Origin of the sequence: Streptomyces sp. NPDC005775 (assembly GCF_042871565.1) — a bacterium.
Taxonomy (GTDB): Bacteria; Actinomycetota; Actinomycetes; order Streptomycetales; family Streptomycetaceae; genus Streptomyces.
In genome coordinates, this window is record NZ_JBIAIU010000004.1 from 661,531 (window position 1) to 680,458 (window position 18,928).

The 18,928-nt window shown below is 70.9% G+C and carries 19 protein-coding genes; 8 read left to right on the plus strand and 11 right to left on the minus strand.

The window, feature by feature from the left end; all coding sequences use genetic code 11:
- Positions 1 to 83 precede the first annotated feature (83 nt).
- The gene (locus ACFYPA_RS13355; RefSeq protein WP_359081144.1) at positions 84 to 560 is read left to right on the plus strand and encodes a hypothetical protein; all 477 of its coding nucleotides are present in this window, start codon (positions 84 to 86) and stop codon (positions 558 to 560) included.
- A 29-nt stretch (positions 561 to 589) separates the two neighbouring features.
- Here the strand turns inward: ACFYPA_RS13355 and ACFYPA_RS13360 are convergent, their stop codons facing one another.
- Together ACFYPA_RS13360 and ACFYPA_RS13365 are read right to left on the minus strand one after the other, a co-directional pair.
- The gene (locus ACFYPA_RS13360; RefSeq protein WP_359081143.1) at positions 590 to 2,113 is read right to left on the minus strand and encodes a DUF1996 domain-containing protein; all 1,524 of its coding nucleotides are present in this window, start codon (positions 2,111 to 2,113) and stop codon (positions 590 to 592) included.
- 115 nt (positions 2,114 to 2,228) lie between these two features.
- Complete coding sequence (locus tag ACFYPA_RS13365; RefSeq protein WP_359081141.1) at positions 2,229 to 2,774, minus strand: carboxymuconolactone decarboxylase family protein; 546 nt, start codon at positions 2,772 to 2,774, stop codon at positions 2,229 to 2,231.
- 69 nt (positions 2,775 to 2,843) lie between these two features.
- Between ACFYPA_RS13365 and ACFYPA_RS13370 the strand changes: the two genes are divergently transcribed.
- On the plus strand, positions 2,844 to 3,335 hold the full coding sequence (locus ACFYPA_RS13370) for a MarR family winged helix-turn-helix transcriptional regulator (protein WP_389131670.1): 492 nt from the start codon (positions 2,844 to 2,846) through the stop codon (positions 3,333 to 3,335).
- Between the two features lie 145 nt (positions 3,336 to 3,480).
- Positions 3,481 to 5,139, plus strand: coding sequence for an alpha-L-fucosidase (locus tag ACFYPA_RS13375; protein WP_359081139.1), 1,659 nt, complete (start codon positions 3,481 to 3,483; stop codon positions 5,137 to 5,139).
- Between the two features lie 131 nt (positions 5,140 to 5,270).
- Here ACFYPA_RS13375 and ACFYPA_RS13380 read toward each other — a convergent pair whose 3' ends face one another.
- Together ACFYPA_RS13380 and ACFYPA_RS13385 are read right to left on the minus strand one after the other, a co-directional pair.
- Complete coding sequence (locus ACFYPA_RS13380; protein WP_359081137.1) at positions 5,271 to 5,918, minus strand: response regulator transcription factor; 648 nt, start codon at positions 5,916 to 5,918, stop codon at positions 5,271 to 5,273.
- The gene (locus ACFYPA_RS13385) at positions 5,903 to 7,171 is read right to left on the minus strand and encodes a sensor domain-containing protein (RefSeq protein ID WP_359081135.1); all 1,269 of its coding nucleotides are present in this window, start codon (positions 7,169 to 7,171) and stop codon (positions 5,903 to 5,905) included. Before ACFYPA_RS13385 ends, ACFYPA_RS13380 begins: the two co-directional genes overlap by 16 nt.
- A gap of 238 nt (positions 7,172 to 7,409) precedes the next feature.
- Between ACFYPA_RS13385 and ACFYPA_RS13390 the strand changes: the two genes are divergently transcribed.
- The gene (locus tag ACFYPA_RS13390) at positions 7,410 to 9,533 is read left to right on the plus strand and encodes an MMPL family transporter (protein WP_389131674.1); all 2,124 of its coding nucleotides are present in this window, start codon (positions 7,410 to 7,412) and stop codon (positions 9,531 to 9,533) included.
- Positions 9,534 to 9,610: 77 nt separating this feature from the next.
- Here the strand turns inward: ACFYPA_RS13390 and ACFYPA_RS13395 are convergent, their stop codons facing one another.
- The 3 genes from ACFYPA_RS13395 to glnII form a co-directional block, all read right to left on the minus strand.
- Positions 9,611 to 10,228, minus strand: a complete 618-nt coding sequence (locus ACFYPA_RS13395; protein ID WP_359081131.1) for a winged helix-turn-helix domain-containing protein — start codon at positions 10,226 to 10,228, stop codon at positions 9,611 to 9,613.
- Positions 10,229 to 10,520: 292 nt separating this feature from the next.
- Positions 10,521 to 11,432 carry a DUF6891 domain-containing protein gene (locus ACFYPA_RS13400; RefSeq protein WP_359081129.1) on the minus strand — a complete coding sequence of 304 codons (912 nt, stop codon included), beginning with the start codon at positions 11,430 to 11,432 and terminating at the stop codon, positions 10,521 to 10,523.
- Between the two features lie 106 nt (positions 11,433 to 11,538).
- The gene (gene glnII, locus ACFYPA_RS13405; protein WP_359081127.1) at positions 11,539 to 12,573 is read right to left on the minus strand and encodes a glutamine synthetase; all 1,035 of its coding nucleotides are present in this window, start codon (positions 12,571 to 12,573) and stop codon (positions 11,539 to 11,541) included.
- Between the two features lie 244 nt (positions 12,574 to 12,817).
- Here glnII and ACFYPA_RS13410 point away from each other — a divergent pair, with 244 nt between their 5' ends.
- A complete protein-coding gene (locus ACFYPA_RS13410; protein ID WP_359081125.1) occupies positions 12,818 to 13,726 on the plus strand; it encodes a Gfo/Idh/MocA family oxidoreductase in 909 nt (302 codons plus the stop codon).
- A gap of 32 nt (positions 13,727 to 13,758) precedes the next feature.
- Here ACFYPA_RS13410 and ACFYPA_RS13415 read toward each other — a convergent pair whose 3' ends face one another.
- Positions 13,759 to 14,118, minus strand: coding sequence for an arsenate reductase family protein (locus tag ACFYPA_RS13415; protein ID WP_359355511.1), 360 nt, complete (start codon positions 14,116 to 14,118; stop codon positions 13,759 to 13,761).
- A 120-nt stretch (positions 14,119 to 14,238) separates the two neighbouring features.
- Between ACFYPA_RS13415 and ACFYPA_RS13420 the strand changes: the two genes are divergently transcribed.
- Positions 14,239 to 14,508, plus strand: a complete 270-nt coding sequence (locus ACFYPA_RS13420) for a hypothetical protein (protein ID WP_389131678.1) — start codon at positions 14,239 to 14,241, stop codon at positions 14,506 to 14,508.
- Between the two features lie 53 nt (positions 14,509 to 14,561).
- Here ACFYPA_RS13420 and ACFYPA_RS13425 read toward each other — a convergent pair whose 3' ends face one another.
- Positions 14,562 to 14,999: a hypothetical protein gene (locus tag ACFYPA_RS13425; protein WP_359081120.1), complete on the minus strand. Its 438-nt coding sequence runs from the start codon at positions 14,997 to 14,999 to the stop codon at positions 14,562 to 14,564.
- Positions 15,000 to 15,134: 135 nt separating this feature from the next.
- On the opposite strand from ACFYPA_RS13425, the gene ACFYPA_RS13430 reads away from it, so the two are divergent.
- Entirely contained in the window at positions 15,135 to 15,632 is a 498-nt protein-coding gene (locus tag ACFYPA_RS13430; protein WP_359081118.1) for a hypothetical protein, read from the plus strand.
- A gap of 181 nt (positions 15,633 to 15,813) precedes the next feature.
- Here ACFYPA_RS13430 and glnA read toward each other — a convergent pair whose 3' ends face one another.
- Positions 15,814 to 17,223, minus strand: coding sequence for a type I glutamate--ammonia ligase (glnA, locus tag ACFYPA_RS13435; RefSeq protein ID WP_359081116.1), 1,410 nt, complete (start codon positions 17,221 to 17,223; stop codon positions 15,814 to 15,816).
- A 276-nt stretch (positions 17,224 to 17,499) separates the two neighbouring features.
- Here glnA and ACFYPA_RS13440 point away from each other — a divergent pair, with 276 nt between their 5' ends.
- A complete protein-coding gene (locus ACFYPA_RS13440; protein ID WP_359081114.1) occupies positions 17,500 to 17,967 on the plus strand; it encodes an RDD family protein in 468 nt (155 codons plus the stop codon).
- A 234-nt stretch (positions 17,968 to 18,201) separates the two neighbouring features.
- Here the strand turns inward: ACFYPA_RS13440 and ACFYPA_RS13445 are convergent, their stop codons facing one another.
- Positions 18,202 to 18,912 (minus strand): DUF4191 domain-containing protein, encoded by a 711-nt coding sequence (locus ACFYPA_RS13445; RefSeq protein ID WP_359085034.1) that lies wholly within the window; start codon positions 18,910 to 18,912, stop codon positions 18,202 to 18,204.
- Between the last annotated feature and the right edge of the window lie 16 nt (positions 18,913 to 18,928).

Here is an 18,928-nt window from a genome sequence, read left to right on the forward strand (position 1 = left end):
GGGTGCGGGCCGGTCCCACCCGCCCCCGGGGACCTTCTCGCGTTCGGCTGCCAGGACCCGGCCCGAAGCGGCACGATGGCCTGATGGTGAAGCGGAACGGTACGCGAAGGGCGGCGCGGGACGCGCGGCGCGCGGTGGCCGTCGCGGGTCTTGCCCTGCTCACGGCATGCGGTGGGGGTGGCGACGGCGGCGACGGGACCGTGATCCCGCCGACCGCCACCGGAACGCTGGAGGAGCTCGCGGCGAAGGCGCACTGCGAGCCGAGGCTCCAGACCGACGCGCAGGAGCTGCGCCAGGCCAACTGCGCCACGGATGATGGCCGTTACGTGCTGGCCACCTTCGCCACCGACCGGGGACAGCGGGAGTGGATCAACGAGGCAAACGACTACGGCGGCTCGTTCCTGGTCGGCCGCAAGTGGGTCGCCGTCTCGGACGCCACGGTGATCGCGGCACTGCGCGGCCGGCTCGGGGGGACGGTGGAGAGCGCCTCGCCGCACCACTCGGGAAGTGGCGGTGATGGGGGGAGCGAGGCAGGGGACTCCGGTCACCACGGGAGCTGACCGCGCAGGTCTGCGGGGGCGGGGTGCCCTCAGCGGCACTTGCGCCCGTCGTTGATGCAGCTCACCACTCTCCGCATCAGCTTGTCGTCGAAGACGTTGATGAAGTCACCGTGGTCGGTGACCGGCTTGTGCAGTTGCTCCGGGAACGAGTCCACGGCGAACCCGGGCCCCGGAGGCACGTCGTACACGATCCGCTGGACCAGTTGCGGAATGGCGCGGAAGCCCTTCGGGCACCTCCCGTCGTCCTGCGCGAAGGCCACGTGGGTGCGGTGGTTGGCACTGTCGGTGTTCTGCCCGTCCCAGCAGCTCTGGAAGGCGAAGGAACGGACGACCTGGCTGCCCTCGGGGCAGATCGGGTACTTGTCCGCGAGCTGCCGGTCCTCGAATCCGGTGCAGGACCAGGAGGCGTTGGCGTTGGCGTCGCCGTTGGTGAACGCCTTGGCGTCGCCGGTGATGATGCGCAGGAAGCGCGGCATGGCCGCGACCTTGCCGGTGGGGTTCCCGGTGAACTTCAGCGTGACCTGGGAAGGGGTCTGGATCTCGCCGGTGTTCTGGTCCCTGCCCCCGCCGTCGGCCTCGGCGTCGTTCTCCGCCGCCCCGTTCTGCAGGCGGAGCACGGGCCAGTAGTACGTGGACCGGTCGCCCTGGTTGCGGCAGGTGGTGTCGCCGGCCGCGAGGTCCTCGTCGCCGGAGAAGGCGTCCGTGGCCTGGTTGCCGACGTAGTCGTGCATGTGGTGGGCGCCGTTGCTCACCCCGGGGGCGGCGATGACGTTGTCCGGGTTGAACTTCCCGTTCTGGTTGCGCCCGCACTCGGTGGTGAAGGTGCCGCGCGAGGCGCCGCGCCGCCGGGCCGGCGTGTCGACGTTCGGCTGGACGGACTGGATGTCGACGAAGTCGGACTCCTCGGGACCGTTGCCGCCCTGGTCCTGGCCCTGGCCCTCATCCTGGCCCTGACCTTGGTCCTGGCCCTGATCCTGGTCGTCTCCACCGTCGGCCTGGCCGGCACCGTCGTCGTCCTGCCCGGGGGCGTCGCTGGGCCCCGCGTCGTCCGCTTCGCCGCCGGGCTCGTCGCTCGTTTCGTCGTCCGCGCGCAGATTGCACGGGGCCAGCGACCCGAGCCCTTCGGGGCGCTGCGTACTGCGGCCGATGGCGGTCGTGATGCGGTCGATGCTGGCCGTGCGCCGGGCCTTCAGCGGGCCGAGCACGGCATTCTGCGCCAGCTGCGGATCTCTGGCCATCGCGTCCCGCCGGTCGGCGAACTCCCGGTAGGCATCGGTGATCTGGGTGTCCATGGCGGCCAGCTCGCGGTCGACCTCCACCCGGGCCGGACCGGGCACCTCGGGGATCTCGTTGACCACTTCGGGGCAGTCGATGGTGGAGGCCTGGCGGACCGGCTGCCAGTTCCGGCCGTGGGACGAGCCGGCCGAGCCCTCGCCCGCGGAGGCGTAGACGTTGACCGCGGCCAGCCCACCCCCGCCCAGGATCAGTGCGGCCGCGGCGATGATCGCCCGGTTGGCCAGGGTGGAGCGTTTCTTGCGCGATGTGCGTCCCATGGAACTCCTCGGACTCCTCAGGCTTCGCGGGGGAGAAGCGTGACGTTCCATACGGAGCCGGCACGCGGCCCGTTCAACGGGAGGCGGAATTCCTGAGAGGGGCGAGAAGCAAGTGTCAGGCGAAATGCGCCAGTTGGGGGTCGATCGGGGCGTCCGTCAGCCGGTTGGCCAGGGTCGACATGGTGTAGGCGCCGATGCCCAGGACCACCTCCAGGGCGTTGCGGGAGGTGTAGCCGTGGGAGAGGAACGCCTGGAGCGCGGGATCACCGACGGCCCCGCTCGTCACGATGACGGCGAGGGTGAACTCCCGTACCGCCTCCAGCCGTTCGTCCGGCAGCGGGCTCCCGTCGCGCAGCGCGGCGATGATGCCGGCGTCGGCCCCGAGGGCGGTGAGCTTCGCGGTGTGCATGGCCACGCAGAGGTGGCAGCCGTTGCGGGCGGCCACCGTCATGACCAGGGTCTCCCGGGAGAGCGGGTCCAGGGTGGTCGACTCGAAGAGCGCGCTCATCTTCAGGAAGCCGCCGAGGAGCTCGGGGGACGAGGCGAGCCGGCTGACGGCGACCGGCAGATAGCCCTGCTTCTGTGTCACGGCCGCCATGGCGGGACGGGCGGCGGCCGGGGCGGATTCGAGGGTGTGGCCGGGAAATGCGGTGGCGGACATGGAAGACCTCTCGCGATAAACTCGACAACGTGATTGACGAAAAGGTAAACCAGGTTGTCGAGTTTCGCAATGGCTGAGCGCACAGGCGGAGCCCCCGCCGGGGGCGGGGCGGGCTTCGAGCTGCCCGTTCTGCTCTTCGGTGGATTCCGTTCGATCATCGACGCGTTGCACCGCGAACTGGCCGAGCAGGGCCACCCCGAGATGAGTCCCGCGTACGGGTACGCACTTCAGGCGGTGGGCCGGGACGGGTCGACCGCCAGTGAGATCGGCCGACGGCTGGGGGTGTCCAAGCAGGCCGCCGGGAAGACCGTCGAGAAGCTCGAGAACCTCGGCTACGTCGAACGTGTCGACGACCCGCAGGACGGCCGCCGCAAGCTGGTCCGGCTGTCCCCGCGCGGGATCGACATGCTGGTGCGGTCCGCCGAGGGGTTCGACCGGCTGCGCGCCGAGTGGGTGCGGGTCCTCGGGGCCGAGCGGGTCCGCGCCCTGGAGGCCGACCTGCGCACCATGGCCGCCGCGGACGCCTTCAGGCTCGACATGGCCGCCTGGTTCAACGGCTGAACGGGCGGGCGGGGACTTGGATTTTACGTGCGAGAGATAGGACGTATGGAGCGCGCACCTTTCCCGGAGGCCCCTTCGTGCGGCAACATGCACGCGTCGGCACCCGAGAGATCCGACCACTCGTGGTCGTGAATGGGAGGGAACCATGGCACGACGCACCCATGTGCTCAGCGCGCTCGCACTGGCGGCCGCCGCCGCGCTCGTCCCCGTACAGGCCACGGCGCAGCAGCCCGCACCGCAGCGGCCCGCATCGCCCGCCGCCCCGTGCACCGCACCCGTGAGGCCCGCGTCGCAGATGACGGTCGAGGCGTGCGACAGCCCCGAGCGGATCATCGAGAAGGCGGCGAACGTCGTCCCCACGACGGGACAACTGGCCTGGCAGCGGCGGGAGGTCACCGCCTTCACGCACTTCGGGATGAACACCTTCACCGACCGTGAATGGGGTTCGGGCACGGAGGACGAGAAGCTCTTCGCGCCGAAGAGCATCGACGCGGACCAGTGGATGCGCGCCTACAAGGCGGCGGGCGTCGAGCAGGTCATGCTCACCGTCAAGCACCACGACGGCTTCGTCCTCTACCCCAGCCGCTACACCGACCACTCGGTCGCCCTCAGCCCCGGCAGCCCCGATGTCGTCGCCGCCTATGTGAAGGCCGCCCGCAAGGCGGGCCTGAAGGTGGGCCTCTACCTCTCGCCCTCCGACGGCGCCGAACTCCCGCACGCCTGGCACGCCGAGTGGGTCGAGAAGATCCGCGCCAAGCAGGCCGAGGGCAAGCCCCTGAGCCTGCCCGAGCGGATGGCACTGGAGGACGGGGACCGCGCCCCGGCCGGTCAGGGCCGTTTCGGCAACGGCAGCGCCGTCACCGAGCGCACGATTCCCACCCTCGTCCCCGGCGACGACCGCGCCGCCCGTGTGAGGAGCGGCAAGCTGCCCACCTTCACGGTCCGGGCCGACGACTACGACGCGTACTACCTCAACCAGCTGTACGAGATCTTCACCCAGTACGGCCCCGTGGAGGAGCTGTGGCTCGACGGCGCCAACCCCTGGTCGGGCTCCGGCATCACCCAGAAGTACGACGTCAAGCAGTGGTTCGACATGGTGAAGGCGCTCTCGCCGAACACCGTCGTCTTCCAGGGGCCGCAGGGCGTCCGCTGGGTCGGCAACGAGTCCGGCACCGCCCGGGAGACCGAGTGGAGCGTCACCCCGCACACCACCGACCCGTGGACGGGACTCGGTAGCCTCCCCAACGACTCGACCGACGCCGACATCGGCTCCCGCGCCAAGCTCCTCGGCCCGGACGTCAACTACCTCCAGTGGTACCCGGCGGAGGCCGACGTCTCCAACCGGCCCGGATGGTTCTACCACGAGAACGAACAGCCCAAGACCGCCGTGCAGTTGATGAACCTGTACGAGAAGAGCGTCGGCCGCAACGCCTCGCTCCTGCTCAACGTCCCGCCCGCGCCCGACGGCCGGATCGCCGCGGCGGACGTCGCCTCCCTCACCGCGTTCGGCAAGGACGTGCGCCGGGTCTACGGCACCGACGTGCGCAGGCGGGGCCCGGGCCCGTACACCTTCGACCGGGTCGCGGTCCGCGAGGACGTCCGGCACGGCCAGCGGGTCGAGAGGTTCGCCGTGGAGGCCCGGATCGGCGGGGCCTGGCAGCGGATCGCCGAAGGCACCACCATCGGCCACGAGCGCATCCTGCCGCTCCCCGCGGCCGTCACCGCCACCGCGGTCCGCGTCAAGGTGCTGGAATCCAGGGCCGAGCCGCACCTGGGCGCCACCACGCTGCACCTCACCACCTAGGGGCTGTCCCGCCATCCCCGGCGGGCTCGCGCCAAACGAAAGACCCCCGCCGGCCGGTTCCTGACCGGCCCGTAGCCCGCGCGTCCGGGTCGGCCCTGACCCGGCCCGGACGCGCGATCCCCCCGTATGCCCTATCCCTGGTCCAGATAGGCGAGCACCGCGAGAACCCGGCGGTTGTCGTCGTCGGACGGCGGCAGCCCGAGCTTCCCGAAGATGTTCGACGTGTGCTTGGCCACCGCCCGCTCCGTGATCACCATCTGCGAGGCGATCGCCGCGTTGGAACGGCCCTGGGCCATCAGCTCCATGACCTCCCGCTCCCGCGGCGTCAGCCCGCCCATCGGCTTGTCCTGCGCGCGCCGCGACAGCAACTGCGAAATCACCTGCGGATCCATCGCCGTACCGCCCGCCGCGACCCGGCGCACCGCGTCGATGAACTGGTCGGCGTCGAAGACCCGGTCCTTGAGCAGGTAGCCGATCGCCCCGTTGCCGTCCGCCAGCAGCTCGCGCGCGTACAACTGCTCGACGTGCTGGGAGAGTACGAGCACCGGCAGCCCCGGCCTGGCCCGCCGTGCCGCGAGGGCGCACTGCAGTCCCTCGTCGGTGTGGGACGGCGGAAGCCGGACGTCGACCACGGCGACGTCCGGCTTCAACTCGGCGAGAGCCCGGGTGAGTTCGGGCCCCGTCTCGACGGCGGCCGCGATCTCGAAGTCGTACGCCTCCAGCATGCGCACCAGGCCGTCGCGCAACAGGAAGAGATCTTCGGCTAGGACAACTCGCAAGGGATCTCCATGGTCACCATGGTGGGACCGCCCGCGGGGCTGCTGACGGCCATGATGCCGTCGAATGTACCGAGTCGGCGTTCGATCCCGCTCAGCCCCGATCCGCCTCCCGTCACCGCGCCGCCCTTCCCGTCGTCCGTGACCGAGATCCTCAGCATGCCGTCGACGTGGCTCAGGTCCACCCAGATCCGGTCCGCGCCCGAGTGCTTCGCCGCGTTCGTCAGGGCCTCGCTGACCGCGAAGTACGCCGCCGACTCGACCGGGGCATCGGCCCGGCCGTCCAGCTCCACGTCCACCTCCGACGGGATCGGCATCCGCAGCGCCAGCGCCCTGACCGCGTCCCCGAGACCGCGCTCGGCGAGGACCGGCGGGTGGATGCCCCGTACGAGATCGCGCAGCTCGGTCAGCGCCTCGGCCGAGGACGCGCGGGCCGTCGCCAGGAGCTTCTTCGCCTGGGCCGGGTCCTTCTCGATCAGGGCCTCGATGGTCCCGAGGTTCATGCCCATGGCGACCAGCCGGGCCTGCGCCCCGTCGTGCAGATCCCGTTCGATGCGCCGCAGTTCGGAGGCGGCGGTGTCGACCGCCTCGTGCCGGGTCTCGGTCAGCCGGTCGATGCGCAGGGCCAGTTCCTGCTCATGGGTGGGGGCCAGCACCGAGCGGGCGAGCACGAAGTGGGCCCGCAGCAGCCGCTCGCTCAGCAGCACACCGGTCGCGAAGAGCGCCACGCCGAGCGCGGCGGCGGCCAGCCCCGACGCCTGGCTGTCCACGGGCACGAACGCGTACCAGTACCGCTCATCCGTGTAGACCCGCCACAGACCCGCCGCCAGGACGAGACCCTCCACCGGGTAGATCATCAGGGCCGCGGCCAGGGTCGCCACCACGAAGCCGGCCGTCATGTCGACCAGCAGCCACTGGATGTCCCGCCAGGTCGCCGGGTCCTTCAGCATCAGCGTGGTCCGCTCCACCTGCCCGGTGAAGCCGCTCCGTACATCCTTCGGCAGCGGCCGGTACGGGACGGGGATGCGGACGTCCGACCAGGTGATGGCCAGCAGTCGGCGCTGATTGGCGTGCTTGCGGACCGCCGTCAGCACCTGGGGGGTGGTGAAGAGACCGATGCCGAGCAGGATGAAGGCGATCGAGAGCACCGTCAGCACGAACAGCGTGAGCGATCCCGCCAGCGAGACGACCGACAGCACCAGCCCCCGTCCCGCGGCCAGCACCGCGGACCTCACCCGTCGCCGTTTCGCGATCATCCTGATCCCTCTTCCTTCTTCCCTCGCCGAGCCGGCGCAGGTCCGCACACAGTCTGACCCGGCGCAGGCCCCGGGCGTCAGCCGTCTTGCCACCGGGCGGGGGGTGTACCTACCACCACCCCCTGACCTCGCCCTACGTCACGCCGAGTGGGGGCTTCGACGGCTGGGGCGGCGGGCCGGGAATTCCTAGATTCTCCTGTGTCAGGTCCGACGACTGCATCAGGGGGCGAACAACGCCATGAGGCGTAATCTCGCGGCACGCATCGGCGTGTGGAGCGCACACCATCGCAAGACGGCCATTCTCGGCTGGCTGCTCTTCGTCGTTCTCGCCGCGGGCATCGGCGGCGCGTCCGGCATGGTCGAGATGACGAACGCGGAGAACGGAGCCGGCGACTCGGCCCGCGCCGAGCAGATCCTCTCCGACGCCGGCCTCAGCCACCGGGCGGGCGAACTCGTCATGGTGTCGTCGACGGAGCCCGACGGCTGGCGGGCGGCGGCGAAGGAGCTCTCCCAGGCCCTCGGCCGGACCGGCGAGGTGACGGACCTCGCGGCTCCCGTCCCGTCCGAGGACGGCAAGGACGCGCTCATCACCTTCGAGATGAAGGGGGACGCGGCCACCTCCGCCGACCGGGTACAGCCCGTCCTGGACGCCGTGGCCGGTGTGCAGGAGAACAGGAAGGACGTCACCGTCCAGCAGTTCGGCGAGGCCAGCGCGGGGGAGTGGCTCGGTGACCTGCTCTCCGACGACTTCAAGAAGGCCGAGTTCACCGCCGTACCCCTGGCCCTCGGCATCCTGCTGGTCGCCTTCGGGGCCGTCGTCGCCGCCCTGCTGCCCGTGGGACTCGCGCTGACCGCGTGCATGGCCGCCTTCGGCCTGCTCTCGCTCGCCAGCCACCAACTGCACCTCTTCCAGACCACGTACTCCGTGATGTTCCTGATGGGCTTCGCCGTCGGCGTCGACTACTGCCTGTTCTACCTGCGCCGCGAACGCGACGAGCGGGCCGCCGGTCGCGACGCCGAGACGGCACTGCGGATCGCGGCGGCGACCAGCGGCCGGTCCGTGCTCGTGTCGGGGCTGACCGTCATGGTCGCGATGGCCGGCATGTTCCTGTCCGGACTCCTGCTGTTCAAGGGCTTCGCCCTCGCCACGATCATCGTGGTCTTCATCGCCATGATGGGCTCCGTGACGGTCCTGCCCGCCCTGCTCTCCTGGCTGGGCGACCGCATCGACGCCGGACGGGTGCCGCTGCTGAACCGGCGCACCGGGCGCGGCAAGAAGGAGAGCGGCCGGATCGCCGGCAAGCTGCTGCGGCCCGTCCTGGCCAAGCCGAAGTTCTTCGCCGCCGCCTCGGTCGTCGTCCTGCTGGTGCTCGCCGCGCCGGCCCTCGGCATGAAGACCGAATCGCTGGGCCTGGAGAAGCAGTTCGGATCGGACTCCGCGCTGTCCGTCGCCTACCGGCACATCAACGAGACCTTCCCGGGCGGCCCGGCCCCCGCCCAGGTGATCGTCGCGGCCGACGACATCGAGGCACCCGCCGTACGCAAGGCACTCGCCGGTTTCGACGAGGTGACCGTCCACCGGGCGCAGAACGTCGCCGAGATCGAGGTACCGCTCCCCGGCGGCAAGGCCGGACTGTCCGAACTGAGGGAGGACCGGCTGCCGGCCGCGTTCGACGGCACGGGCGCCCACGCCTACGTCACCGGTGAGGTGGCCGGGTCCGTCGACTTCAACGACCAGCTGAAGCGGGGCATCGCACCCGTCTTCCTCTTCATCACCGCGGTGACCTTCCTGCTGATGCTGTTCTGCTTCCGCAGTTACGTCATCGCCGTGACCTCGATCCTGCTCAACCTGCTCTCCGTGGCCGCCGCCTACGGCGTGATGACCGCCGTGTTCCAGCACGGCTGGGGCGCCTCACTGATCGGGTCGGAGGGGGTCGGGGCGATCGAGTCCTGGATGCCGCTGTTCGTCCTCGTCGTCCTGTTCGGGCTCTCGATGGACTACCACGTCTTCGTCGTCTCCCGGATCCGCGAGGCCCACGGCCGCGGTCTCTCCACCCGGGCCGCGATCGACGAGGGCATCCGGCGCACGGCCGGCGCGGTGACCGGCGCGGCCGTGATCATGGTCGCGGTGTTCTCGGTCTTCGGGACGCTGTCGATGCAGGACATGCAGCAGATGGGCGTCGGCCTGGCCGTCGCGGTGCTGCTGGACGCCACGATCGTACGGATGGTCCTGCTGCCCTCCGTGATGGCGCTGCTGGGCGAGCGGAACTGGCGCACCCCGCGCGCCCTGCGCCGCCTGCCGGAACAGGCCCACGGCGAGCCGGAGGCCACCCCTGAGGCCACCCCGGTGATGCACGGCTGATCCCCCGACGGACAGGGGCACGGACGGGGCGGGCCCCGGCTGCGGTACGTACGCGGCCGGGGCCCGCCCGTGCGCGCTCAGGGCGTGTACTTGTACCCGACGCGCCGCACCGTCTGGATCGACCGGCGGTGCTCGGCGCCCAGCTTGCGGCGCAGCCGGGCGATGTGGACGTCGACGGTGCGCCCGTCGCCCACGTGCCCGTACCCCCAGACCGTGGTCACCAACTGGTCCCGGCTGTGCACCCGGTGGGGATGGGCCACCAGATGGGCGAGGAGCTCGAACTCCAGGTAGGTGAGGTCGAGCGTATTCCCGTCCACCGCCGCCGTGCGCCGGACGGAGTCGATCCGCACGGGCCCGGCGCCCGCGGTCTCCAGCACCTCGGGGACCACGTAGCGGGCGGCCGCGGCCGCGATGGCCGGCTGCTGGTCGGCGGGGACGAGCACCAGATAGCCGACCATCGGTGGCCGGCCCGGCAGTTCCGGCAGGGTGTGCTGGGGCGCGGGCAGCCAGGTGGCGCCCGGAGTCAGGAACGCGGAGACGTCGGCCGGCCGGACGACCTCGTCGGGGGCCACGGCCCGCAGCCGGTGCCGGTTGGGGGAGACGGGGGAGAGAGGACGGGCGGAAGCGGTCGCAGCGGTCGCCGACGGCGCTGCGGTAGCAGCGGCCGCGGCGGAGAAGGTACGGGAGTTCGCCATGAGGGTCAGCTCTTTCGCGCGAGGGAGTCGTCTGTGGACGGACTTGCTTCGTGCGCGCGGACCGAAGACCGGGGTGAGCGGTGTTAGAGGGCCTGCGCGTTCAACGCGCGGCAACACACCCGGTCGAAGTCGTGATGCTGACGGGAGGGCCAGAACGGCTCGAGGTCGCTGCGACCTGTCGAGGTGTGCTGGATGCTGGCCATGCCCCCATTGAACCAGAGAACAGGGCGCGGGAGCAGACCTCTCTCACCCGTCGATACGGTCCCTTCGCGTTACGTCCCTCACCCCGCCCTCACCCCACCAGCCGCTTGCGCCAGTCCAGGCCCGTCAGTTCGATGGCCCGGTCCGGTGAGCCGTCCCACTCCACGGTCAGCCCGGCCTCCCCCAGCACGGCCGCGACCTCCCGTCCCACTGCCGCCGTCGTCTCCGCGGACTCGTCGAACCCGCCGTAGTACAGCGTCAGTCCGTGCCCGGCCGCAGCACTCTCCGTCCCCTGCAGGTGGAAGAAGACGAAACCCCGCGCGTCGTCCCGCCCTTCGGCGTGGATCTCACCGATCCCGCACGAACGGCAGCACGTGAAGTGCTCCCTGGCAGTGATTCCGCGCCCGTCCAGGACGGCGAAGGCCCGCTCCAACCGGTCGGGATCGGTCACCCCCACCCACCGCCGCTGCTCCTCCACACGCTCCAGCCACAGCCGCTCCACCAACTGCCGCGCCTGCGCGAGGGTCACCGGATGCACGCCGTCCTTCACCAGGTAGTCCTCGGCCGACTCGGCGAGATCCGCCACGCTGCCGTACCCGCCGCGGAGCAACTCCCGTACGCGCTCCTCCAGCTGCTCGCGGATGTCGGCCGCCATCTCCGGTACGGGCTCCGGCTCGGGCAGGCCGGCGCTCTCCCAGTCGATGCCCGCGTCCCACCCGGGCTCCTGGCGGGCCCAGCGCGCCATCAGCGCGGCGACCCGCTCGGGCGTCTCGACGAGGGCGCGGACATGGGTGGCCGCTCCACCGGTGCGGTGCTCCACGTCGTACGCCCCGCCCACCTCGTGCCACACCTGGACGAACGTGCTCGGGATGTCCGGTATCCGCTGGACGACCAGGAAGCGGTCACCGGTCATACCGATCCGGTGCACCAGGTCGCTGAGCGCCTGATCCGAAACGCGGGTGTGTGACTGCTGGTTCTCGGTCGCGATCTTGATGTCGAGCATGCGACCACCCTGGCACACCCCACTGACAGAGCCCCCGGGCACGCGAAGGGGCGCCCACCGGACCAACCGGCGGACGCCCCTCCCACGGACCGTTGTCGCGGCGGGATCAGACCTGGCCGGCCTTCTCCAGCGCGGTGCAGCAGGTGTCGACGATCAGCCGCGTGACGACGTACGGGTCGACGTTGGCGTTCGGACGGCGGTCCTCGATGTAGCCCTTCTGGTCCTGCTCGACCTGCCACGGGATACGGACCGAGGCGCCGCGGTTGGAGACGCCGTAGCTGTATTCGTTCCACGGGGCGGTCTCGTGCAGACCCGTCAGACGGTCGTCGATGCCCGCGCCGTAGTTCTTGACGTGGTCCATCGGCTTCGAGCCCTCACCGAGCGACTCGGCCGCGGTGATGATCGCCTCGTAGCCCTCGCGCATCGCCTTCGTGGAGAAGTTGGTGTGCGCGCCCGCTCCGTTCCAGTCGCCCTTGACCGGCTTCGGGTCGAGGGTCGCGGAGACGTTGAAGTCCTCGGCGGTGCGGTAGAGCAGCCAGCGGGCGATCCACAGGTGGTCGGAGACCTCCAGCGGGGAGACCGGGCCGACCTGGAACTCCCACTGACCGGGCATGACCTCGGCGTTGATGCCGGAGATGGCGAGGCCCGCCTTCAGGCAGTTGTCGAGGTGCTTCTCGACGATGTCACGGCCGAAGATCTCGTCCGCGCCGACGCCGCAGTAGTAGCCGCCCTGCGCGGCCGGGAAGCCGCCCTCGGGGAAGCCGAGCGGCCGGTGACCGTCGAAGAACGTGTACTCCTGCTCGATGCCGAAGATCGGCTCCTGGCCGGAGAACTGCTCGGCGACCGGGCGCAGCGAGGCCCGCGTGTTGGACTCGTGCGGAGTCATGTCGATGTGGAAGACCTCGCACAGGACCAGGACGTCGTCACCGCCGCGGATCGGGTCCGGGCACGTGAAGACCGGCTTCAGCACCCGGTCGGAGGCGTGGCCCTCGGCCTGGTTGGTGCTCGACCCGTCGAAGCCCCAGATGGGCAGCTCCGCCACGTCGGACGACGGCGAACCGGGCATGATCTTGGTCTTGGAACGGAGCTTGGCGGTCGGCTCGGTGCCGTCTATCCAGATGTACTCAGCCTTGAACGTCACGGAAGCCCATCCTTTGCGGGTGCTGCGGTCTATGCAGCGCAGCTTCGCAAGACGCGATTTCCCGACCGTTGCCCTCGTGTGAACCCCGTGTTACCGAGGTTTCCTGCGGAAGAGGGACCGGCGACCCGGGCGGCGCCGGACGGCGAGATTCCCCCCGTCGTATACAGGGCCAGGACGACTGGCCCTCCCCGCCCCGAAGAGCCGGTCCTCACGGGCGGCCGGGCGCACCGGGCACACTGGTCCCATGACGACACCCGTGACCCCCCTGCGCATCGGCCTGGTCGGTGCGGGCCCCTGGGCCCGCAACACCCACGCCCCCGCCCTCGCCGCCCACCCCGGCGCCGTCCTGAGCGGGGTCTGGGGCCGGCGGGCCGAGGCGGCGGAGGAGCTGGCCGCAGCGCACGGCACCACGGCGTACACGGGTGACGCGGGGCTCGACGAGCTCTTCGGCGCGAGCGACGCCGTCGCCTTCGCCTTGCCGCCCGACGTCCAGGCACCCCTGGCCGTCCGGGCCGCGGCGGCAGGCTGCCACCTGCTGATGGACAAGCCGGTGGCCACGACCGCCGAGGGCGCCCGCGAGGTGGTCGAGGCCGTCGAGCGCGCCCGGGTCGCCTCGATCGTCTTCTGCACGCTGCGGTTCGCGCCGGAGACGGCGGAGTGGATCGCCGAACAGCAGGCGACAGGAGGCTGGTTCACCGCGCACGCCGAATGGATCGGCGCCCTGTGGGCACCCGGCGCCGACAGCGAGTACGCCGCGTCACCCTGGCGCCGTGAGAAGGGCGGCCTGTGGGACGTCGGCCCGCACGCGCTCTCCGTCCTCATCCCGGTGCTCGGCGACGTCACCGCCCTCACCGCGGTCCGAGGCCCCGCCGGCACCCACCACCTCGTCCTGCGCCACACCTCCGGCGCCTCCAGCACGGTGACGCTCACACTGGCGGCGCCGGTGGCCGCGGCCGGGGCGGAGATCAAGCTCAGGGGCGAGCACGGCATCGTCGGTCTGCCGCGGTGGGAGGGCGCCGTCGGGGCGTTCGGCGCGGCGGTCGACGCGCTGATCGCATCAGTGCGTACGGGGGAGCCGCACCCCTGCGACGCACGGTTCGGACTACGGCTCACCGAGCTGCTCGCGGAGGCCGAGGCACAGGCGGACAGCTGACCCGCGGGACCCGGCGGTCCGGGGGGTCGCGCTCAGCGCCCCAGAGCGTCCCGGACCGCCTCGTCCGTGCGTCCGACCACGGCCGTGCCGTCCTCCGCCGTGATGATCGGCCGCTGGATGAGCTTCGGATGCCCGGCGAGCGCCGTCACCCAGCGCTCCCGAGCCTCCGCGTCGCGCGGCCACTCCTTGAGCCCCAGCTCCTTCGCGTCCGCCTCCTGCGTCCGCGTGATGTCCCACGGCTCCAGCCCCAGCCGGTCGAGCACGGCCCGGATCTCGTCCGGCGACGGCACGTCCTCCAGGTAGCGGCGGACGGTGTAGTCGGCACCCTCCGCGTCGAGCAGCGTCAGCGCGCTGCGGCACTTGGAACAGGCGGGATTGATCCAGATCTCCATGGGTCCAAAGGTACGCGATGGACTACCCGAAAACCCCTCTGGCCAGGGGCGATTGTCAGTGGTGGGCAGTAAAATGGGGGTAGTTCGTGAGGGTTCCACCACCGCGCCAGGAGGTTGCCAATGGCCGTAGCCGCAGTCACGACCAAGCCGCTCGACACACCCCTGAAGAAGAAGCGGCTCCCCGCCGGCCGTCCCCGTGAGTGGTACGTCTCGCACAATCGCCGGCTGAAGGCGATGCGCCTGGCGATCGCCCTGCTCGACGCGGGCGTGTACCACCCGTCGAGCGCGAGCAACACCCGGATACGCACGGCCGCCGAGCGCCTCGGCATCCACCCGCCGTCCGACACCACCTGCCGCATGGTCCGCGCCCTCATCCGCTACGGCCGCTGACGACCGACCGCCAAGGACCGCGCCCCCGGGGGGACCGGGGGCGCGGTCGCGTCTCAGTACCCGCTGCACGTGGCGGTGGCGAACGCGCCGGAAGCCCGGTCGGTGCGGCGCATCCCGTGGTCCACCGTCACCGAACAGGCCACGTCACCGCCGGACTTACCGAGGCTGACGACGAACGACCCCCCGCTCATGAAGCTCTTGGTGTCCAACTCCCCGGCCCACGGCAGGCTCCGCAGCCTCAGCCGTCCCGTGGACAGTTCCTCGCCCTTCCACGTGCTGTAGGTGAGGGTCACGTCCTCGGCGGCGCCGGTGACCTCGTACCGGATGTGTACGGTGCGCGAGCTCTCCGCCGACACCTCACGGGCCAGCACCGCCGAGACGGCTCCGACGACGAGGGCGAGCAGCACGAGGACCATCAGCAGCACCCATGGCCACAGCCGCCGTCGCGGGGGCGGCGGGGCCGGTGCGCCGGGGGTGGCCTGCTCACTCATCACCCCAGCTTCGGTGCTCCGCGCCCCGCCCGCGACCCCACCGCCGCCGTCCCCTCACCCGTCCGGCCTACACCGCATGCGCCCCCACCTGCGGCCGCTTTGACTTGGGCCGACGGACTAGTGCTGGGAGGCACGATGACGAGGCGAGGCCTACGGGGCGCGAGCGCGGTACTGATGGCGGTGACGGTGGCATGCACGGCGTCGGCGTGTTCGGACGACGGCGACAGTGCGTCCAGCACGGCGTCGAAGGCGGCATCGGCGGCCTCCTCGGTGGCTTCCTCCGTCGCTTCCAAGGGGTCCGATGTGGTCGCCTCCGCCACGGCCGCCGCCGAGGACAAGCTGAACAGCTTCAAGGACGGCGTGAACGCGAGCGGCGACGTCAAGGCGGGTGCCCCCGCCACCGACAAGGACGGCCGCGCCACCTCCAGGGTCACCGTGAAGAACAGCACCGGTTCGACGCAGTCCTACGCGGTGCAGATCAACTTCAAGGACCCGGACGGCAAGCTCCAGGACACGGTCGTGGTGACGGTCGACGACGTGGCCGCCAAGAAGACCAAGGACGCCACGGCCCGCAGCAACCGCAAGCTCGACGGCGACGTCACGGCCGAGGTCGGGGAGGCGCTGCGGCACTGACCGCGAGTCGGCAACCCGATCCAGGTCGTGCACGCCCACTGATCCTGCCCGGAGACGGCCGGTCGTCCTGGAGACGCCGACGAGGGCCGCCACCCTCACTGTGGGGTGGCGGCCCTCGCGGTCGTACCTAGGTCACTTCAGGGAATCGGCCGGGCGGTGCGCAGGGGCCCGGCCCCGCTTCCTAGAGGTCGAAGTACAGCTCGAACTCGTGCGGGTGCGGGCGCAGCTGGATCGGGGCGATCTCGTGCGTGCGCTTGAAGTCGATCCACGTCTCGATGAGGTCGGACGTGAAGACGCCGCCCGCCAGGAGGTACTCGTGGTCCGCCTCGAGGGCGTCGAGCACGGCCGGGAGGGAGGTCGGGACCTGCTGGACGTTGGCGTGCTCCTCGGGAGCCAGCTCGTAGAGGTCCTTGTCGATCGGCTCCGGCGGCTCGATCTTGTTCTTGATGCCGTCCAGGCCCGCCATCAGGAGCGCCGAGAAGGCGAGGTACGGGTTGGACGACGGGTCCGGGGCGCGGAACTCGACGCGCTTGGCCTTCGGGTTGGAGCCCGTGATCGGGATGCGCATCGCGGCGGAGCGGTTGCGCTGCGAGTACACCATGTTGACCGGGGCCTCGAAGCCGGGGACCAGGCGGTGGTACGAGTTCACCGTCGGGTTGGTGAAGGCCAGCAGCGACGGGGCGTGCTTCAGGATGCCGCCGATGTAGTAGCGCGCCATGTCCGAGAGGCCCGCGTAGCCCTGCTCGTCGTAGAACAGCGGGTCGCCACCGGCCCACAGGGACTGGTGCACGTGCATGCCCGAGCCGTTGTCACCGAAGATCGGCTTCGGCATGAAGGTCGCGGTCTTGCCGTTGCGCCAGGCGACGTTCTTCACGATGTACTTGAAGAGCATCAGGTCGTCGGCCGCTGCGAGCAGCGTGTTGAACTTGTAGTTGATCTCGGCCTGGCCGGCGGTGCCGACCTCGTGGTGCTGGCGCTCGACCTGGAGGCCGTTCTTGTCCAGCTCCATGGAGATCTCGGCACGCAGGTCGGCGAAGTGGTCGACCGGCGGGGTCGGGAAGTAGCCGCCCTTGTAGCGGACCTTGTAACCGCGGTTGTTCTCCTCCGACCCGGTGTTCCAGGCGCCCGCCTCGGAGTCGATGTGGTAGAACGACTCGTTCGCCGAGGTCTGGAAGCGGACGTTGTCGAACACGTAGAACTCGGCCTCGGGGCCGAAGAACGCGGTGTCGGCGATGCCGGTGGAGGCGAGGTACGCCTCGGCCTTCTTGGCCACGTTCCGCGGGTCACGGCTGTACTGCTCGCCCGTGATCGGGTCGTGGATGAAGAAGTTGATGTTGACGGTCTTGTCGCGGCGGAACGGGTCGACACGGGCCGTCGACAGGTCGGCGCGCAGCGCCATGTCGGACTCGTGGATGGCCTGGAAGCCGCGGATCGAGGAGCCGTCGAAGGCGAGCTCCTCGGTCGGGTCGAAGACCGCCGCCGGGATGGTGAAGTGCTGCATCACACCGGGCAGGTCGCAGAACCGGACGTCGATGAACTTGACGTCTTCGTCGGCGATGTACTTCTTCACGTCGTCGGCGTTCTGGAACATCCAACTCCTCCTACTCCCGGCCCGGGAGGGACGGGGTTGCAGCTCGTTGTGCGGCCAGTGCGGTGGCACACGCTGGACCCGACCATAGGCAGACCGGATTTCTCAAGCATGACCCATTTGTTTCGCCGAAGTTAACCGGCCCGGGTGTGAGCGGCACCTCATGTGTGCGGAGACGGCCGGTTCCCGGCGCGTTGCGGACCGGTTTCGGCGCGGAGTCCCGGAGCGCCTGCGGCCCCGCCCGGCAGGGGCCACGGGTGGGCGCAGTACCGTGGTCGGGTGGACAATAGGCAAGCAATCGGATCGTGGCTCTCCGGGCCGCGTGCGGCCGCCGAGGAGATGGGCGCCGACTTCGGGTACCGGGGCAAGCGGCTCGGGCTCCCCGAGCACGGACCGGGCGCCGTGGCCCCGCTCGGCCGGCGCTTCGGCGCGATCTTCGTCGACTGGGCCCTGTGCATGCTGATCGCATACGGGTTGTTCGCTCGCGGTGACCAGCAGGCGGCGGGCAACTGGGCGCTCGGCGTCTTCCTCGTACTGAGTGTGCTCACCGTCGGCACCATCGGCTGCACACCCGGCAAGCGCCTGCTGCGCGTCAAGGTCGTCGCCGAGGACGGCGGGCGCCTGGGGCTCGGGCGGGTGCTGGTGCGCAGCGTGCTGCTGTGCCTGGTGATCCCGGCCCTGGTCTGGGACCGCGACGGCCGCGGCCTGCACGACCGGCTGGCCCGCGCCGTTCAGATCCGTATCTGAGAGAACGCACGAAGAGGGCGGGGGGGGGGCCCCCCGGGGGGGGCCCCCCCCCCCCCGGGGGGGAGGCCCCCCCCCCCCCCCCCCAATGACCCCCCCCGCCACCCCCCGCCCCTGGGCCCGGGGGCCGGCGGGGGGGGGGGGGGGCGGGGGCGGGGGCCCCCCCCCCCCCGGCGGGGGGGGGGGCCCCCCCCGGGGGCCCCCCCCCCGCCCTCTTCGTGCGTTCTCTCAGTCCGCTCAGCGCATCTTTCCGCCGCGCGGCATCCGCATGCCCTTGGGCATGGGGCCCTTCGGAAGGGGCATGTTGCTCATAAGGTCCCCCATCGCGCGCAGCCGGTCGTTGGCCGCCGTCACCTGCGGGCCGGTCAGGACGCGCGGCAGCTTCAGCATCTTGGTGCGCACCTTCTTGAGCGGCACCTGACCCTCGCCGTTGCCGACGATGATGTCGTGCACGGGTACGTCGACCACGATGCGGGCCATCTTCTTCTTCTCGGCCGCCAGCAGGCCCTTCACCCGGTTCGGGTTGCCCTCGGCCACCAGCACGATGCCCGCCTTGCCCACGGCGCGGTGGACGACGTCCTGGCTGCGGTTCATCGCGACCGCGGGCGTCGTGCTCCAGCCGCGGCCCACGCGGTCCAGCACCGCCGCGGCGGCGCCCGGCTGCCCCTCCATCTGCCCGAAGGCCGCCCGCTCGGCGCGCCGTCCGAAGACGATCGCCATCGCGAGGAGGGCGAGCACGAAGCCCAGGATGCCCAGGTAGAGCGGGTGGTCGATCAGGAAACCGATCGCGAGGAGGACACCGAAGGTGACGATTCCCACACCCGCGACGACAAGACCGATCTTGGTGTCGGTCCGCCTGGTCATCTTGTAGGTCAGGGCGATCTGCTTGAGCCGCCCCGCGTTCTCGGCGCTGTCCGCGCCTTCAGTGGTTTTTGCCTTCCTCGCCATGCAAGGAAGTTTACGT